Origin of the sequence: Pseudomonas aestiva (assembly GCF_039908605.1) — a bacterium.
Lineage (GTDB): Bacteria > Pseudomonadota > Gammaproteobacteria > Pseudomonadales > Pseudomonadaceae > Chryseomonas > Chryseomonas aestiva.
Map to the genome: position 1 here is coordinate 1,400,441 of NZ_CP150916.1, position 15,202 is coordinate 1,415,642.

Below are 15,202 nucleotides of genomic sequence, written 5' to 3' on the forward strand. Positions count from 1 at the left end.
ATGACCGTGCAGAAGATCGTCCGCGTCGGCAACATCGAGATCGCCAACGACAAGCCCTTCGTGCTGTTCGGCGGCATGAACGTGCTGGAATCCCGTGACCTGGCCATGCAGGTCTGCGAGCAATACGTCAAGGTGACCGAGAAGCTGGACATCCCCTATGTCTTCAAGGCCAGCTTCGACAAGGCCAACCGCTCCTCGGTGACCAGCTATCGCGGTCCGGGCATGGAAGCCGGCCTGCGCATCTTCGAAGAGCTCAAGGCCACCTTCGGCATGCCGGTGATCACCGACGTCCACGAGCCCTACCAGGCGGCTCCGGTGGCGGCGGTGTGCGACATCATCCAGCTGCCGGCCTTTCTCTCGCGGCAGACCGACCTGGTGGTGGCCATGGCCAAGACCGACGCCGTGATCAACATCAAGAAGGCGCAGTTCCTCGCGCCCCAGGAGATGAAGCACATCCTCGCCAAGTGCGAAGAAGCCGGCAACGACCAGCTGATCCTCTGCGAGCGGGGCTCCTCCTTCGGCTACAACAACCTGGTGGTCGACATGCTCGGCTTCGGCGTCATGAAGAGCTTCGGCTACCCGGTGTTCTTCGACGTGACCCATGCCCTGCAGATGCCGGGCGGTCGCGCCGATTCCGCCGGCGGCCGCCGCGCCCAGGTCACCGACCTGGCCAAGGCCGGCATGAGCCAGGGCCTGGCCGGTCTGTTCCTCGAAGCCCATCCGGATCCCGAACATGCCAAGTGCGACGGCCCCTGTGCCCTGCGCCTGGAGAAGCTGGAGCCCTTCCTGGCCCAGCTCAAGGCGCTGGACGAGCTGGTGAAGTCGTTCACGCCGATCGAAACTGCCTAAGCGGCGGCTGAACCAAAAGGCCCAGGCGCAGCCGAAGGCTGATCCGTCAATGACCGGTAACATGGAGATCGATACAAAAATGGCTAACATCGTCGACATCAAGGGACGTGAAGTCCTGGATTCCCGCGGCAACCCTACCGTTGAAGCGGACGTTATCCTGGACAATGGTATCGTCGGTCGCGCCACCGCGCCGTCCGGCGCGTCCACCGGTTCGCGCGAGGCACTGGAGCTGCGCGACGGCGACAAGAGCCGTTATTTGGGCAAGGGCGTGCTGAAGGCCGTGGGCAACATCAACGGCCCGATCCGTGACCTACTGCTGGGCAAGGATCCGAGCGACCAGAAGGCCCTGGACCGCGCCATGATCGAGCTGGACGGTACCGAGAACAAGGCCAAGCTGGGCGCCAACGCCATCCTGGCCGTGTCCCTGGCGGCCGCCAAGGCCGCTGCCGAAGACCAGGACCTGCCGCTCTACGCCCACATCGCCAACCTGAACGGTACCCCCGGTCAGTACTCCATGCCGGTGCCGATGATGAACATCATCAATGGCGGCGAGCATGCCGACAACAACGTCGACATCCAGGAATTCATGGTCCAGCCGGTCGGCGCCAAGAGCTTTGCCGACGCCCTGCGCGTGGGTGCCGAGATCTTCCATCACCTCAAAGCCGTGCTCAAGGCCCGGGGCCTGAGCACCTCCGTGGGTGACGAAGGCGGCTTCGCGCCGAACCTGGCTTCCAACGCCGACGCCCTGGCCGCCATCGCCGAAGCGGTGAAGAACGCCGGCTACGCGCTGGGCACCGACGTGACCCTGGCCCTGGACTGCGCTTCCAGCGAATTCTACAAGGACGGCCAGTACGACCTGTCCGGCGAGGGCAAGGCCTTCGACGCCAACGGTTTCGCCGACTACCTGGCCGGGCTGACCGAGCAATTCCCGATCATCTCCATCGAAGATGGCATGGACGAGTCCGACTGGGCCGGCTGGAAGGCGCTGACCGACAAGATCGGCAGCAAGGTGCAGCTGGTGGGCGACGACCTGTTCGTCACCAACACCAAGATCCTCAAGGAAGGCATCGAGAAGGGCATCGGTAACTCGATCCTGATCAAGTTCAATCAGATCGGCTCCTTGACCGAGACCCTGGAAGCCATCCAGATGGCCAAGGCCGCCGGCTACACCGCGGTGATCTCCCACCGCAGCGGCGAGACCGAAGACTCCACCATCGCCGATCTGGCCGTGGGCACCGCCGCCGGTCAGATCAAGACCGGTTCGCTGTGCCGCTCCGATCGCGTCTCCAAGTACAACCAGCTGCTGCGCATCGAAGAGCAGCTGGGTGCCAAGGCGCCTTACCGCGGCCGTGCCGAGTTCCGCAGCTAAGGGCTGAGCGACCGGGGAGGTGCTGACTCAGGTCAGCGCCTCCCGCCACGTCCGACGGACCACAGGATAGATGCCCAGTTTACAAGCGTAGAGCTGGGCTTCTATCCTGTTTTCGTCTCTGCCGCCGCCTTTGCGGCATCCGCCGTCCGCGAATCCGTTATCTCCCATGCGAAGTCCCTACTGGCTGTTCCCCTTCCTGCTCCTGCTGCTCGGCGGTCTTCAGTATCGCCTGTGGGTCGGTGACGGCAGCTTCGCCCAGGTGCGCGAACTCAAGCAGCAGATCGCCGACCAGAATGGTGAGAACAAGCGCCTGCTGGAGCGCAACGAGATCCTCGAAGCCGAGGTCGTCGAGCTCAAGAAAGGCATGGAGACCGTCGAGGAGCGTGCCCGCCACGAACTCGGCATGGTCAAACAAGGCGAAACCCTCTTCCTGCAATCCAAATAATGTCCCTTCTGCCTTCCTTCTGGGCGGTCATCCCCGCCGCGGGCGTGGGTGCGCGGATGCGTGCCGACCGACCCAAGCAATACCTCGACCTGTGCGGCCGCAGTCTGCTGGAGCGCACCCTCGACTGTTTTCTCGACCACCCGCGCCTGCGTGGCCTGGCGGTGAGCCTGGCGCCGGAAGACCCCTGGTGGCCGACGCTGGCCTGCGCCCGCGATGCCCGCATCCTGCGCGCACCGGGCGGTCGCGAGCGCGCCGACTCGGTACTCGGTGGCCTGCTGCTGCTGAGCGAGCAGGGCGCCACCGACGGCGACTGGGTGCTGGTGCACGATGCCGCGCGACCCAATCTCTGTCGCGAGGATCTGGACCGGCTGCTGGCCGAACTGGCCCAGGACCCGGTGGGTGGCCTCCTGGGCGTGCCGGCACGGGATACCCTCAAGCGCGTTGGCCGCGATGGCCGGGTGAGCGAAACCGTGGATCGTAGCCAGGTCTGGCTGGCCTATACGCCGCAGATGTTTCGCCTCGGTGCCCTGCGTGACGCCCTGAGCGCCGGCCTGGCTGCGGGCGCTGCCATCACCGATGAGGCGTCGGCGATGGAATGGGCCGGTCATGCGCCGCGCCTGGTCGAAGGCCGCGCGGACAACATCAAGGTCACCACCCCCGAAGACCTGCAGCGGCTGCAACAGGTCTTCGCCGAGGCCTAGGACCCAGGCCCGCAGTGGCCCATCACTGTTAAGACTCGCTCGCTGCGCTCAATCCACTGGGTGGCGAGCCCCTGGGCGCGGGGTGCCCAGGCCCTGCTTGAGGTGTTCCACCAGCAGGCGAATCTTCGGCGAGAGAAAGCGCCGCTGCGGATAAAGCGCCCAGACCGCGCTATTAGGCGGCTGACGATTGTCCAGCAGGGCGCGCAGCTCGCCGCGGGCCAGATGCGGCTGCACGTAGTAATCCGGCAGCTGGCAGAGGCCGAAGCCACGCAGGGCAGCGTCGAGCACCGCCTGGCCGCTGTTGCAGCGCCAGGAGCCCTGGACCCGGTGCAGCACCTCGCGCTCGTTTTCGCGAAAGCTCCAGATATCGCTGGTACCCACCAGGCAACGATGGCGACTCAGCTCGGATAGGGTATGGGGCGCACCGAAGCGCTCCAGATAGCTCGGCGCGGCGCACAGATAGAGCTCCCGTGGTGCCAGGCGCGTCGCTACCAGACGCGAGTCGGCCAGGCGGCCCAGGCGGATGGCCAGATCGTAGCCCTCGTGCAACAGGTCGACGGTGCGGTTGGTCAGGTCCAGTTCCAGACTCACCTCGGGATGGCGGGCGAGAAAATCGTTGACCAGGGGCACGACGAAGCGTTCGCCATAGGTCACGGCGCAGGTCATGCGGATCAGCCCCTTGGGCTGGCTGGAGAGATCGCTGACCTCGCGCAGGGCTTCGTCGCGTGCCTCCTGCAGGCGGCGGCAGTGCTGGAGAAAGGTGTGACCGGCTTCGGTGAGGGCGACGCTGCGGGTGCTGCGATAGAGCAGACGCGCCTGCAGACGCTCCTCCAGCCTTGCCACCTGACGGCTGACGTGGGACGTGGAGGTGCCCAGGCGATCGGCGGCTTGACCAAAGTGCAGGGTGTTCGCCACCGCGACGAACTCATCGATACCCTCCCAACCCATCATTGTTTCCCTGTGGCAAAAATGAATTCCAGTATGCCCGATTGTTCCAGGATTTCTGGCGTCTAAACTGATCACCTCGTTTTTTCGTCCTACTGGAGTCGAGCATGATCAAGTCCCGCGCCGCCGTAGCCTTCGCGCCCAATGAGCCCCTGAAGATCGTCGAAGTGGACGTCGAGCCGCCCAAGGCCGGCGAGGTGCTGATCCGCATCGTCGCCACCGGCGTCTGCCACACCGACGCCTACACCCTGTCTGGCCAGGACTCCGAGGGGGTCTTTCCCTGCATCCTCGGTCACGAAGGCGGTGGCATCGTCCAGGCGGTGGGCGAGGGCGTGACCTCGGTCGCCGTGGGCGATCACGTCATTCCGCTGTACACCGCCGAATGCGGCCAGTGCAAATTCTGCAAATCCGGCAAGACCAACCTCTGCAGCTCGGTGCGCGCGACCCAGGGCAAGGGCCTGATGCCCGACGGCACCACCCGCTTCTCCTACAACGGCGAGCCGATCTACCACTACATGGGCTGCTCGACCTTCTCCGAGTACACGGTGCTGCCGGAGGTCTCGGTGGCCAAGATCCCTGCCGAGGCACCCTTGGAAAAGGTCTGCCTGCTGGGCTGTGGCGTGACCACCGGCATCGGCGCCGTGCTCAACACCGCCAAGGTGGAAGAGGGCGCCACAGTTGCGGTCTTCGGTCTGGGCGGCATCGGTCTGGCCGCCATCATCGGCGCCAAGATGGCCAAGGCCAGCCGCATCATCGCAATCGACATCAATCCCTCGAAGTTCGACATCGCCCGCGAACTGGGCGCCACCGACTTCGTCAATCCCAAGGATCACCAGAAGCCGATCCAGGAGGTCATCGTCGAGCTGACCGACGGCGGCGTCGACTACAGCTTCGAGTGCGTCGGCAACGTCAACCTGATGCGTGCGGCACTGGAGTGCTGCCACAAAGGCTGGGGCGAGTCGGTGATCATCGGCGTGGCCGGTGCCGGCCAGGAGATCAGCACCCGGCCGTTCCAGCTGGTGACCGGCCGCGTCTGGCGCGGCAGCGCCTTCGGTGGCGTCAAGGGCCGCAGCGAGCTGCCCGGCTATGTGCGCAAGGCGCAGAGCGGCGAGATCCCGCTGGACACCTTCATCACCCACACCATGGGCCTGGAGCAGATCAACGAGGCCTTCGAGCTGATGCACGAAGGCAAGAGCATCCGCACCGTCGTTCACTACTGATCACCAGAAGGGCGCCTTAGAAGCTGTTCACGATCTGCTGCGCGTCGGCCAAACGGCGTTGAAAATGCCTTCGGAATGCTCATTTACCACTCGTAAACCCGAGCGCGGGTCCGATCCGCTTCCTCAGGCATTTGATTCGCTGGCGCTCACCCTACGGGCCAGCCATTGGCTGTTACTCCCGTTGGTCGTTGCGCCTTGTTTGTCTCTAGCTCGCGAGATCGTGAACAGCTTCTTAGGGCGCCCTCTGCACGGGAGATGACCATGAGTCTCGAACTGCTCTCCAGCAACAAGAGTTTCGGCGGCTGGCACAAGCGCTATCGCCATCGCGCGCGCAGTCTCGACTGCGACATGACCTTTGCCGTCTACCTGCCCCCGCAGGCGGAAGCCCGCAGCGACCTGCCAGTGCTCTACTGGCTGTCGGGGCTGACCTGCACCGACGAGAACTTCATGCAGAAAGCTGGCGCCCAGCGCCTGGCGGCCGAGCTGGGCCTGGTGCTGGTGGCGCCGGACACCAGTCCGCGCGGCGAAGGCGTACCGGACGACCCCGAAAAGGCCTGGGACTTCGGCCTGGGCGCCGGCTTCTACATCAATGCCACCCAGCAGCCCTGGGCCAAGCATTACCGCATGCACGACTATGTGGTGGAGGAGCTGCCGGCGCTGATCGAGGCCAACTTCCCGGTCTCGGATCGCCGCGGCGTCAGCGGTCATTCCATGGGCGGCCACGGGGCCCTGATCTGCGCCCTGCGGCATCCGGGTCGCTATCGTTCGGTGTCGGCCTTCTCGCCCATCGTCAATCCGCTGGATTGTCCCTGGGGGCACAAGGCGTTCTCCCACTACCTGGGTGACGACCGCAGCAGCTGGGCGGAGTGGGATGCCTGCGCGCTGCTGGCCAAGGCCGAGGAGCGCCTGCCGCTGCTGGTCGACCAGGGTGAGCAGGACAGCTTCCTCGCCGAACAGCTCAAGCCCCAGGCCCTGCAGCGGGCGGCGGAAGCCACGGGTCATCCGCTGGAACTGCGGCTGCAGCCAGGCTATGACCACAGCTATTTCTTCGTCGCCAGCTTCATCGACGACCACCTGCGGCATCACGCGGCGGCCCTGTCGACCTCGTAAGGGCGACGGCGCCTGTCCACAGCCGGTAGAATCGACGCCCTGTCATTTTCCAGGGCGTCTCTCTTCATGCGCATAGGTCACGGTTTCGACGTTCACGCCTTTGGCGAGGGCGACTTCATTACCCTCGGTGGCATTCGTATTCCCCACCACCACGGCCTGGTCGCCCACTCCGATGGCGACGTGCTGCTGCATGCCCTGGCCGATGCCCTGCTGGGGGCGGCCGCCCTGGGCGACATCGGCAAGCATTTCCCCGATACCGATCCGCGCTTCAAGGGCGCCGACAGTCGGGTGCTCCTGCGCCATGTGGTCGGGCTGGTCCGTGAACAGGGCTGGAAGGTCGGCAACGTCGACGGCACCATCGCCGCCCAGGCGCCCAAGATGGCGCCGTACATCGAGGCCATGCGCCAGGCCATCGCCGAGGACCTGCAGGTCGAACTGGGCCAGGTCAACGTCAAGGCCACCACCACCGAGCGTCTGGGTTTCGTCGGGCGCGAAGAGGGCATCGCCGTGCACGCCGTGGCCCTGCTGCTGCCACTATGACCGAAGACCAGCTGCTCGGGCCGCGCGCCCATGGCGAGCCTTGCGGCCAGGCGATTCTCAAGGCCAGTGCCGAGGACTTCCAGGTGGACGAGGTGCTGGACATCCCGCTGAGCGGTGATGGCGAGCACCTCTGGCTGTGGGTCGAGAAGCGCGGCCTCAACACCGAGGAAGCCGTGCGCCGCCTGGCGCGTGCCGCCGGGGTGCCGCAGCGGGCGATCAGCTACGCCGGCCTCAAGGATCGCCAGGCCCTGACCCGCCAGTGGTTCAGCCTGCACCTGCCCGGCAAGGTCGATCCGGACCTGGCAGCCGCCTGCGACGAGACGCTGGTGATCCTGCAGCAGGGTCGGCACCGGCGCAAGCTGCAGCGGGGCGCCCATGCCGCCAATGGCTTCCGCCTGCGCCTGACCGGGCTTCAGGCCGATGCCGCGCTGCTGGAGGCGCGGTTGCAGGCCATCGCCACCGGCGGCGTACCCAACTATTTCGGCCCGCAGCGCTTCGGCTACCAGGGCGGCAATCTGGCCGACGCCCAGGCGTGTGCTCGCGAGCAGCGTCTGCCCGAACAGCGCAACCGGCGTTCACGGACGCTGTCCGCCGCGCGCAGCTGGCTGTTCAATCAGGTGCTGGCCGGACGGATCGCCGACGGCTCCTGGAATCAGGCGCAGGAGGGCGATCTGCTGGCCTTCACCGACAGCCGCAGCCACTTTCCGGCGACCGCCGCCGATCTGGCGGATCTGCGCCTGGCGGCGCTCGATCTGCACCCCACGGGCCCGCTGTGGGGCGCCGGTGAATCCCTGGTGCAGGGTCCGGCCGCGGCCCTGGAACAGGAGGTGGCCAGGGCCGCCGGAGAGCTGCCCGCCTGGCTGGCCGGTGCCGGCCTCTCGCATGAACGGCGCATCCTGCGCCTCCCCATCGGCGGCCTGACGTGGCATTATCCCGCTCCTGACATTCTGCAACTCGAATTCGTCCTGCCGGCCGGCTGTTTTGCCACCGCAGTGGTTCGCGAGCTGGTAACGCTTGGCGAGGCAGGGCAGACGGAACATCCATGCGACTTCTGATCGCCAACGACGATGGGGTGCTGGCCCCCGGTATCGCCGCGCTGCATGCCGCGCTCTCCGCCCGTGCGGACTACGAGTGCCAGGTAGTCGCGCCGCTCTATGACATGAGCGGCGTGAGCAGTGCCCTGACGCTGGACCGCCCCCTGCATCCGCAGCGCCTGCCCAACGGCTTCCTGGGCGTCAACGGCACGCCTACCGATTGCGTTCACCTCGGCCTCAATGGTCTGTTGGAAGAGACGCCGGACATGGTGGTGGCCGGGATCAACCTGGGCGCCAATCTTGGCGACGACGTCCTCTACTCCGGTACCGTGGCCGCGGCCATGGAAGGGCGTTTTCTCAACCGCCCGGCGCTGGCCTTTTCGCTGGTGTCGCGCAGTGCCGACAATATGGCGGTCGCGGCCGAGATCGCCGCCCGCATCGTGGCCTTGCACGAGCGCTTCGATCTGCCGCCGCGCACCGTCCTCAACGTCAACATCCCGGATCTGCCGCTTGCGCAGATCAAGGGGCTGCAGCTGACCCGCCTGGGTCATCGCGCCCAGGCCAAGCCGCCGGTGCGCGAGGTCAATCCGCGTGGCAAGGCGGGCTACTGGATCTCGGTTTCCGGCGATGCGGTGGATGGCGGACCGGGCACCGACTTCCATGCCGTGCTGGAAGGCTATGTCTCGGTGACGCCACTGCAGTTCGATCGCACCTTCCGCGAGGGTTTCGCCGGCCTGCAGGCACTGACGGAGCTGCTGGCATGACTCAGGGGCAAGAGCATATGCAAAGACACGGCATCGGCATGACCTCCCAGCGCACCCGGGAGCGCCTCATCCAGCGCCTCTACGAAGAGGGGCTGTCCAACGCCCAGGTGCTGGAGGTGATCCGCCGTACGCCGCGTCACCTGTTCGTCGACGAGGCCCTGGCCCATCGCGCCTACGAAGATACGGCGCTGCCCATCGGCCACAACCAGACTATCTCCCAGCCGTTCATGGTGGCGCGCATGACCGAGCTGCTGCTCGCCGGCGGTCCGCTGGACAAGGTCATGGAGATCGGCACCGGCTCCGGCTACCAGACCGCCATCCTGGCGCAGACCGTGGAGCGGGTGTTTTCCGTGGAGCGCATCCAGTCGCTGCAGGACCGAGCCAAGGAGCGCCTGCTCGAACTCAATCTGCGCAACGTGGTGTTTCGCTGGGGCGATGGCTGGGAAGGCTGGCCGGCGCTGGCGCCCTACAACGGCATCATCGTCACCGCCGCGGCGCGGGAAGTGCCCCAGGCGCTGCTCGACCAGCTGGCACCCGGCGGTCGCCTGGTGATCCCGGTAGGCGTCGACGAGGAGCAGAAGCTCCTGCTGATCGTGCGCGAAGCCGAGGGCTTCGTCCGCCACGAACTCAATGCCGTCCGTTTCGTGCCCCTGCTCAATGGACCCCTGGCCCAGTGAGCGACAGGGAACGTTACCCCGGTACCGCGCTCCAAGGCTGCCTGGCGGCCGCGGCCGCTTGAGGCCGGCGGGATGGCCGGACGGTAGATGATCAGACTCTGCGGGAGGAACGGGTGAAGGCCCGAGCGCAAGGATTTCCAGGACGAGGGCGTTCAGTCTGGCTGGCGGGGGTGCTCTTGGCCCTGCTGCTGGCGGGCTGTTCGAGCAACGGCTCGCGAGCGCCGGTGGTCGACCGCGGCGATGGCCGCAGCAGCGTGCCCCAGGTCACTTCCGGGCAGTATCGCGTCAAGCGCGGTGACACCCTGTTCTCCATCGCCTCCCGCAATGGCTGGGAATGGCGTGCCCTGGCAGCCCAGAACGGCCTCGGGGCACCCTATGTCATCCATGTCGGCCAGGTCATCCGTTTCGGCAGCGGTTCCAGCGCCAGTGGTTCCAGTCGCATCATCCGTCGACCGGCCACGGTAGCTTCCGCTCCGGCACCCGGCACTCCGGTGGCGACACCGGTGCCCATCCCGCCGCCCGTCACCTCCAGTCCCACTGTCGCCACCCCGGTGGTGACCCCCAATCTGCCCGCCGCGCCCCCGCCGACGCCGGTAACGCCCGCTCAGACGCCGACCCGTGATGTCCCCCAATCCGCATCCGGTTGGGCCTGGCCGACGAAAGGTACGTTGATCAGCCGCTTCTCGGCCAGCAGCAGCCTAAACAAGGGAATAGACATCGCCGGGCAGGAAGGTCAGCCCGTAATGGCCGCTGCCGACGGTACCGTGGTCTATGCGGGAAATGGTCTACGGGGTTATGGTGAACTGGTTATCGTCAAACACAGCGAAACCTACGTCAGTGCCTACGGTCACAATCGTAGGTTGCTGGTTCGGGAAGGTGAGCGTGTCAAGATAGGGCAGACGATTGCCGAGATGGGTTCGACCGGGACCGACCGGGTCAAGCTCCATTTCGAGATTCGCCGTCAGGGCAAGCCGGTGGATCCCTTGCAGTTTTTGCCCAATCGCTGATTCGCTAGGCGCCGACTCGATCCCGCAGCTTTTTGGGGGCGAGTCATGGCGCATCGGCAACGTATCGATACGCCCTGGTTCGAAGCGCAGACGAGCAAGGGTTACTCAAGATGATCCAGAACAAACAAGAAACCGAGTACGACCTCGGCGATGATGTCCTGCTTCTCGATTCCAATCCCTTCGGTGAGGAATCCGCCGATTCAGCCATGACCAAGGCGCTCTCCGGGCGCGGCAACCAGGTCTTGCGGGGGGCGAAACTGGCCGACTACGGCCGAGCGCTCGACGCCACTCAGCTCTATCTCAACGAAATCGGCTTTTCGCCGCTGCTGTCACCAGCGGAGGAAGTGCATTTCGCCCGTCTTGCCCAGCGTGGCGATCCCGCCGGTCGCAAGCGCATGATCGAAAGCAACCTGCGCCTCGTGGTGAAGATCGCTCGACGCTACATCAATCGCGGTCTGTCGCTGCTCGATCTGATCGAGGAGGGCAATCTCGGGCTGATTCGCGCCGTGGAGAAATTCGATCCCGAGCGGGGTTTCCGATTCTCCACCTATGCCACCTGGTGGATCCGGCAGACCATCGAGCGGGCGATCATGAACCAGACCCGCACCATTCGCCTGCCGATCCATGTGGTCAAGGAACTCAACCTGCACCTGCGCGCCGCGCGCGAACTGACCCAGAAGCTCGACCACGAGCCTTCACCCGAGGAAATCGCCGCCCTGCTGGAAAAGCCGGTAGCGGACGTCAAGCGGGTGATGGGCCTGAACGAGCGGATCAGCTCGGTTGACATGGTCCTCGGCCCCGATTCCGACAAGACCCTGCTCGACACCCTGACCGACGACCGCCCCACCGATCCCTGCGAATTGCTGCAGGATTCGGATCTCAACCAGAGCATCGACCAGTGGCTGCTGGAGCTGCCGGAAAAGCAGCGCGAGGTGGTGGTGCGTCGCTTCGGCCTGCGTGGTCATGAAGCCTGCACCCTGGAAGAGGTCGGGCAGGAGATAGGGCTCACCCGCGAGCGGGTCCGGCAGATCCAGGTCGAGGCGCTCAAGCGGTTGCGCGAGATTTTCGAGCGCAATGGCCTGTCCAGTGATTCGCTGTTCTGAACATGCCTAGCTGAATGTCAGCCAAACGGAGCCCGGATTTATCCGGGCTTTTTTCTGCGTGTCGTTGTAAGCCAAGGCTTACAGTCCGCGTAAGCATGCATCGATTCAGGCTGCCGGAAAGTATCGCTTGAGCAGCTCGACTAATAGCCAAGTGCTTGCTGCGTAACGTTTTTTTGTTTCGAGGGGCGTGCTGAGCGCGCTCACCGTGACCGACTGTGGCAGATTGCCAGCCTTCGGCAGAGGCGTACTATCGGCGCTGTGTCTGGGACGACACGGATCGGCAGGAAGCGGATCGGGATCACCTCGGGACGAGGTTCACCAGGACGGTGACAGGATTACAGGGACAGGGACGAAGGGGGCGGAGCGATCCGCCCCCTTTTTTTGGCCCGGATTTCCAGGCGCGGCCTAGCGCTCGAGCTGGGCGAGCTTGCCGGTCTTGCCATCCCATTCGGCCGCGTCGGGCAGGGCTTCCTTCTTCTCGGTGATGTTCGGCCAGATGTTGGCCAGCTCACTGTTGAGTTCGATGAAGGCTTCCTGGCCGGCCGGTACCTCGTCTTCCGAGAAGATCGCCTGGGCCGGGCACTCGGGCTCGCACAGGGCGCAGTCGATGCACTCGTCCGGGTGAATCACCAGGAAGTTGGGGCCTTCGTAGAAGCAGTCCACCGGGCAGACTTCCACGCAGTCGGTATATTTGCATTTGATGCAGTTGTCAGTGACGACGAAGGTCATCTGCTCGTTCTCCTCAGGCTAAGGCGGCGGATTCTAGCAGCATTGCCGGAACCCTCGTATCCGTTAACTCAGATACGCTTTTTCCATTCGTAGATAAGCTCCAGGGCCCGTCTGGGTGTGATGTCGTCCGGCTGCAGGCGTTCCAGTTCCTCGATGAGAGGATGGGTGGCGCTGGCGAACAGATCGGCCTGCAACGGACGACCCTTGGCCGGCGCGCTTACCGGCAAGGGGGCACCCACCTCACCGTTGAAACTGGCCGCTTCCAGGCGGGCGAGATGCTCCCGCGCGCGCAGGATGACGTCCTCCGGCACGCCGGCCAGTTGGGCCACGGCCAGGCCATAGCTCTGGCTGGCCGGACCGGGCAGCACATGGTGCAGGAAGACGATGCGGTCGTTGTGCTCGGTGGCGTTGAGGTGGACGTTGGCCACGCTCGGCTGGCCTTCCGGCAGCACGGTCAGCTCGAAGTAATGGGTGGCGAACAGCGTCCAGGCGCCCAGGCGCGCCAGTTGCTCGGCGGCGGCCCAGGCCAGGGACAGGCCGTCGAAGGTACTGGTGCCGCGGCCGACCTCGTCCATCAGCACCAGGCTGTGTTCGCTGGCGTTGTGCAGGATGTTGGCGGTCTCGCTCATCTCCACCATGAAGGTGGAGCGGCCACCGGCCAGGTCGTCGCTGGAGCCGATGCGGGTGAAGATGCGATCCACCAGGGACAGTTCGCAACTCGCCGCCGGGACGAAGCTGCCGACATGGGCCAGCAGCACGATCAGCGCGGTCTGGCGCATATAGGTGGACTTGCCGCCCATGTTCGGACCGGTGATCACCAGCATGCGGGTGTCGTTGTCGAGGGTGACGTCGTTGGCGACGAAGGGCGTTTCCAGCACCTGCTCCACCACCGGATGACGTCCCTGGCCGATCTTCAGGCAGGGCTCCGCGACGAAGCGTGGCTTGTTCAGGTCCAGGTTGAGGGCGCGCTCGGCGAAGTTGGCCAGGACGTCCAGTTCGGCCAGGGCCGCGGCGCTGTCCTGCAAGGGCGCCAGGTGACCGATGAGTTCCTCCAGCAGCGCTTCGTAGAGGGCCTTTTCCCGCGCCAGGGCGCGACTCTGAGCCGACAGCGCCTTGTCTTCGAAGGCCTTGAGCTCCGGGGTGATGAAGCGCTCGGCGCCCTTGAGGGTCTGGCGGCGGATGTAGTCGGCCGGTGCCGACTCGGCCTGGCGGCTGGGGATCTCGATGAAATAGCCGTGGACGCGGTTGTAGCCGACCTTGAGGCCTTGCAGGCCGGTGCGGGCCTTTTCCCGGGCCTCCAGGTCCATGAGGAACTGGCCGGCGTTTTCGCTCAGGGTCTGCAGCTCGTCCAGCTCGCTGTCGTAGCCGCGCTTGATGACGCCGCCGTCGCGGATCACCGCCGGCGGATTGTCGATGATGGCGCGAGCCAGGGTCGCAGCCAGTTCCGGATAGGTCTGGATGCTTTTGGCCAGGTCGAGCAGGTGCGGGGCGATCATCTGCGTCAACCCCTCCTGCAGCGCCGGCAGCGCGGCCAGGGCGTCTCTCAGGCGCGCGAGGTCGCGCGGGCGGGCGTTGCGCAGGCCGATACGGGCGAGGATGCGCTCCAGGTCGCCGATGTCCTTGAGTTGCGGCTGCAGCGTCTCGAAGCGATAGCCTTCCAGCAGGCAGGTGATGGCGTCCTGGCGCGCCTCGATCACCGCGCGATTGCGCAGCGGCCGATTCAGCCAGCGGGTCAGCAGACGACTGCCCATGGCGGTCTGACAGCGGTCCACCACCGACTGCAGGGTGTTGTCGCGGCCACCGGCCAGGTTGACGTCCAGCTCCAGGTTGCGGCGGCTGGCGCCGTCGAGGATGACGGTGTCGTCCAGGCGCTCGTGCCTGAGGCTGCGCAGGTGCGGCAGGGCGGTGCGCTGGGTTTCCTTGGCATAGGCCAGCAGGCAGCCGGCGGCGCCGAGGGCCAGGCCCAGCTTGTCGCAGCCGAAGCCCTTGAGGTCGCCGGTACCGAATTGCTGGCAGAGACTCTTGAGCGCCGAATCGCAGTCGAAGTCCCAGGGCGCCCGGCGGCGCACGCCACGCCGCTTCTCGGCGGGAAGGCCGGCGGGCCAGTCGTCGGGGATCAGCAGCTCGGCGGGATTGAGACGATCAAGCTCGGCCAGCAGGGTCTCCCAGCCGGCCAGTTCCTGCACGGTGAAGCGGCCGCTGGCGATGTCCAGCACGGCCAGGCCGAACAGGCGCTCGTCGCCCAGCACGGCGGTCAGCAGGTTGTCGCGGCGCTCGTCCAGCAGCGCTTCGTCACTGACGGTGCCAGGGGTGATGATGCGCACCACCTGGCGTTCCACCGGGCCCTTGCTGGTGGCGGGGTCGCCGATCTGCTCGCAGATCACCACCGATTCGCCGAGCTTGACCAGCTTGGCCAGGTAGCCTTCGGCGGAGTGGAAGGGGATACCGGCCATGGGGATGGACTTGCCGGCCGAGGCGCCGCGGGCGGTCAGGGTGATGTCGAGCAACTTGGCGGCACGCCGGGCGTCGTCATAGAACAGCTCGTAGAAATCGCCCATGCGATAGAACAGCAGCTGTTCGGGATGCTGATGCTTGATCTTGAGGTACTGCTGCATCATGGGCGTGTGCGCGGAGAGATCGCTCATGCGGGTGTTTCGATCCGGTTGCCTGTGGATAGCCGCGTATTGTCCACCAACTGGCGGCGTTTGT

At 65.6% G+C, this 15,202-nt stretch carries 15 protein-coding genes; 12 read left to right on the plus strand and 3 right to left on the minus strand.

Annotated elements, in window-relative coordinates; translation table 11 throughout:
• The 4 genes from kdsA (at position 1) to ispD (ending at position 3,364) form a co-directional block, all read left to right on the plus strand.
• Positions 1 to 849 carry a 3-deoxy-8-phosphooctulonate synthase gene (kdsA, locus tag AABM56_RS06445; protein WP_133859807.1) on the plus strand — a complete coding sequence of 283 codons (849 nt, stop codon included), beginning with the start codon at positions 1 to 3 and terminating at the stop codon, positions 847 to 849.
• Positions 850 to 928: 79 nt separating this feature from the next.
• Positions 929 to 2,218 carry a phosphopyruvate hydratase gene (eno, locus tag AABM56_RS06450; RefSeq protein ID WP_133859806.1) on the plus strand — a complete coding sequence of 430 codons (1,290 nt, stop codon included), beginning with the start codon at positions 929 to 931 and terminating at the stop codon, positions 2,216 to 2,218.
• Positions 2,219 to 2,384: 166 nt separating this feature from the next.
• Positions 2,385 to 2,663, plus strand: coding sequence for a septum formation initiator family protein (locus AABM56_RS06455; protein ID WP_007159473.1), 279 nt, complete (start codon positions 2,385 to 2,387; stop codon positions 2,661 to 2,663).
• Complete coding sequence (ispD, locus tag AABM56_RS06460) at positions 2,663 to 3,364, plus strand: 2-C-methyl-D-erythritol 4-phosphate cytidylyltransferase (RefSeq protein ID WP_133859805.1); 702 nt, start codon at positions 2,663 to 2,665, stop codon at positions 3,362 to 3,364. The genes AABM56_RS06455 and ispD overlap by 1 nt, the downstream gene beginning before the upstream one ends.
• A 48-nt stretch (positions 3,365 to 3,412) precedes the next feature.
• Here ispD and AABM56_RS06465 read toward each other — a convergent pair whose 3' ends face one another.
• Positions 3,413 to 4,315 (minus strand): LysR substrate-binding domain-containing protein, encoded by a 903-nt coding sequence (locus AABM56_RS06465; protein ID WP_133859804.1) that lies wholly within the window; start codon positions 4,313 to 4,315, stop codon positions 3,413 to 3,415.
• A gap of 101 nt (positions 4,316 to 4,416) precedes the next feature.
• On the opposite strand from AABM56_RS06465, the gene AABM56_RS06470 reads away from it, so the two are divergent.
• From AABM56_RS06470 to rpoS, 8 genes are all read left to right on the plus strand, one after another.
• On the plus strand, positions 4,417 to 5,529 hold the full coding sequence (locus AABM56_RS06470) for an S-(hydroxymethyl)glutathione dehydrogenase/class III alcohol dehydrogenase (protein WP_133859803.1): 1,113 nt from the start codon (positions 4,417 to 4,419) through the stop codon (positions 5,527 to 5,529).
• A gap of 255 nt (positions 5,530 to 5,784) precedes the next feature.
• Entirely contained in the window at positions 5,785 to 6,639 is an 855-nt protein-coding gene (gene fghA, locus AABM56_RS06475; RefSeq protein WP_166655863.1) for an S-formylglutathione hydrolase, read from the plus strand.
• 66 nt (positions 6,640 to 6,705) lie between these two features.
• Complete coding sequence (gene ispF / locus AABM56_RS06480) at positions 6,706 to 7,179, plus strand: 2-C-methyl-D-erythritol 2,4-cyclodiphosphate synthase (protein WP_263259182.1); 474 nt, start codon at positions 6,706 to 6,708, stop codon at positions 7,177 to 7,179.
• Positions 7,176 to 8,234 carry a tRNA pseudouridine(13) synthase TruD gene (gene truD, locus AABM56_RS06485; protein ID WP_133859801.1) on the plus strand — a complete coding sequence of 353 codons (1,059 nt, stop codon included), beginning with the start codon at positions 7,176 to 7,178 and terminating at the stop codon, positions 8,232 to 8,234. Before ispF ends, truD begins: the two co-directional genes overlap by 4 nt.
• Positions 8,222 to 8,977: a 5'/3'-nucleotidase SurE gene (surE, locus tag AABM56_RS06490; RefSeq protein WP_133859800.1), complete on the plus strand. Its 756-nt coding sequence runs from the start codon at positions 8,222 to 8,224 to the stop codon at positions 8,975 to 8,977. The genes truD and surE overlap by 13 nt, the downstream gene beginning before the upstream one ends.
• A 38-nt stretch (positions 8,978 to 9,015) precedes the next feature.
• Positions 9,016 to 9,654 (plus strand): protein-L-isoaspartate(D-aspartate) O-methyltransferase, encoded by a 639-nt coding sequence (locus AABM56_RS06495; protein WP_007159462.1) that lies wholly within the window; start codon positions 9,016 to 9,018, stop codon positions 9,652 to 9,654.
• A gap of 170 nt (positions 9,655 to 9,824) precedes the next feature.
• Positions 9,825 to 10,661, plus strand: a complete 837-nt coding sequence (locus AABM56_RS06500; protein WP_133859799.1) for a peptidoglycan DD-metalloendopeptidase family protein — start codon at positions 9,825 to 9,827, stop codon at positions 10,659 to 10,661.
• A gap of 110 nt (positions 10,662 to 10,771) precedes the next feature.
• Positions 10,772 to 11,764, plus strand: coding sequence for an RNA polymerase sigma factor RpoS (rpoS, locus tag AABM56_RS06505; RefSeq protein WP_133859798.1), 993 nt, complete (start codon positions 10,772 to 10,774; stop codon positions 11,762 to 11,764).
• Positions 11,765 to 12,169: 405 nt separating this feature from the next.
• On the opposite strand, the gene fdxA is transcribed toward rpoS, so the two are convergent.
• Together fdxA and mutS are read right to left on the minus strand one after the other, a co-directional pair.
• Entirely contained in the window at positions 12,170 to 12,493 is a 324-nt protein-coding gene (gene fdxA, locus AABM56_RS06510; protein ID WP_059314069.1) for a ferredoxin FdxA, read from the minus strand.
• Positions 12,494 to 12,561: 68 nt separating this feature from the next.
• Positions 12,562 to 15,138, minus strand: a complete 2,577-nt coding sequence (mutS, locus tag AABM56_RS06515) for a DNA mismatch repair protein MutS (protein ID WP_133859797.1) — start codon at positions 15,136 to 15,138, stop codon at positions 12,562 to 12,564.
• Between the last annotated feature and the right edge of the window lie 64 nt (positions 15,139 to 15,202).

Excerpts from the sequence above, each read along its gene's own strand:
- kdsA (WP_133859807.1), top strand. The coding sequence starts at position 1 with ATGACCGTGCAGAAGATCGTCCGCGTCGGCAACATCGAGATCGCCAAC.
- eno (WP_133859806.1), top strand. The coding sequence starts at position 929 with ATGGCTAACATCGTCGACATCAAGGGACGTGAAGTCCTGGATTCCCGC.
- AABM56_RS06455 (WP_007159473.1), top strand. The coding sequence starts at position 2,385 with ATGCGAAGTCCCTACTGGCTGTTCCCCTTCCTGCTCCTGCTGCTCGGC.
- ispD (WP_133859805.1), top strand. The coding sequence starts at position 2,663 with ATGTCCCTTCTGCCTTCCTTCTGGGCGGTCATCCCCGCCGCGGGCGTG.
- AABM56_RS06465 (WP_133859804.1), bottom strand. The coding sequence starts at position 4,315 with ATGATGGGTTGGGAGGGTATCGATGAGTTCGTCGCGGTGGCGAACACC.
- AABM56_RS06470 (WP_133859803.1), top strand. The coding sequence starts at position 4,417 with ATGATCAAGTCCCGCGCCGCCGTAGCCTTCGCGCCCAATGAGCCCCTG.
- fghA (WP_166655863.1), top strand. The coding sequence starts at position 5,785 with ATGACCATGAGTCTCGAACTGCTCTCCAGCAACAAGAGTTTCGGCGGC.
- ispF (WP_263259182.1), top strand. The coding sequence starts at position 6,706 with ATGCGCATAGGTCACGGTTTCGACGTTCACGCCTTTGGCGAGGGCGAC.
- truD (WP_133859801.1), top strand. The coding sequence starts at position 7,176 with ATGACCGAAGACCAGCTGCTCGGGCCGCGCGCCCATGGCGAGCCTTGC.
- surE (WP_133859800.1), top strand. The coding sequence starts at position 8,222 with ATGCGACTTCTGATCGCCAACGACGATGGGGTGCTGGCCCCCGGTATC.
- AABM56_RS06495 (WP_007159462.1), top strand. The coding sequence starts at position 9,016 with ATGACCTCCCAGCGCACCCGGGAGCGCCTCATCCAGCGCCTCTACGAA.
- rpoS (WP_133859798.1), top strand. The coding sequence starts at position 10,772 with ATGATCCAGAACAAACAAGAAACCGAGTACGACCTCGGCGATGATGTC.
- fdxA (WP_059314069.1), bottom strand. The coding sequence starts at position 12,493 with ATGACCTTCGTCGTCACTGACAACTGCATCAAATGCAAATATACCGAC.
- mutS (WP_133859797.1), bottom strand. The coding sequence starts at position 15,138 with ATGAGCGATCTCTCCGCGCACACGCCCATGATGCAGCAGTACCTCAAG.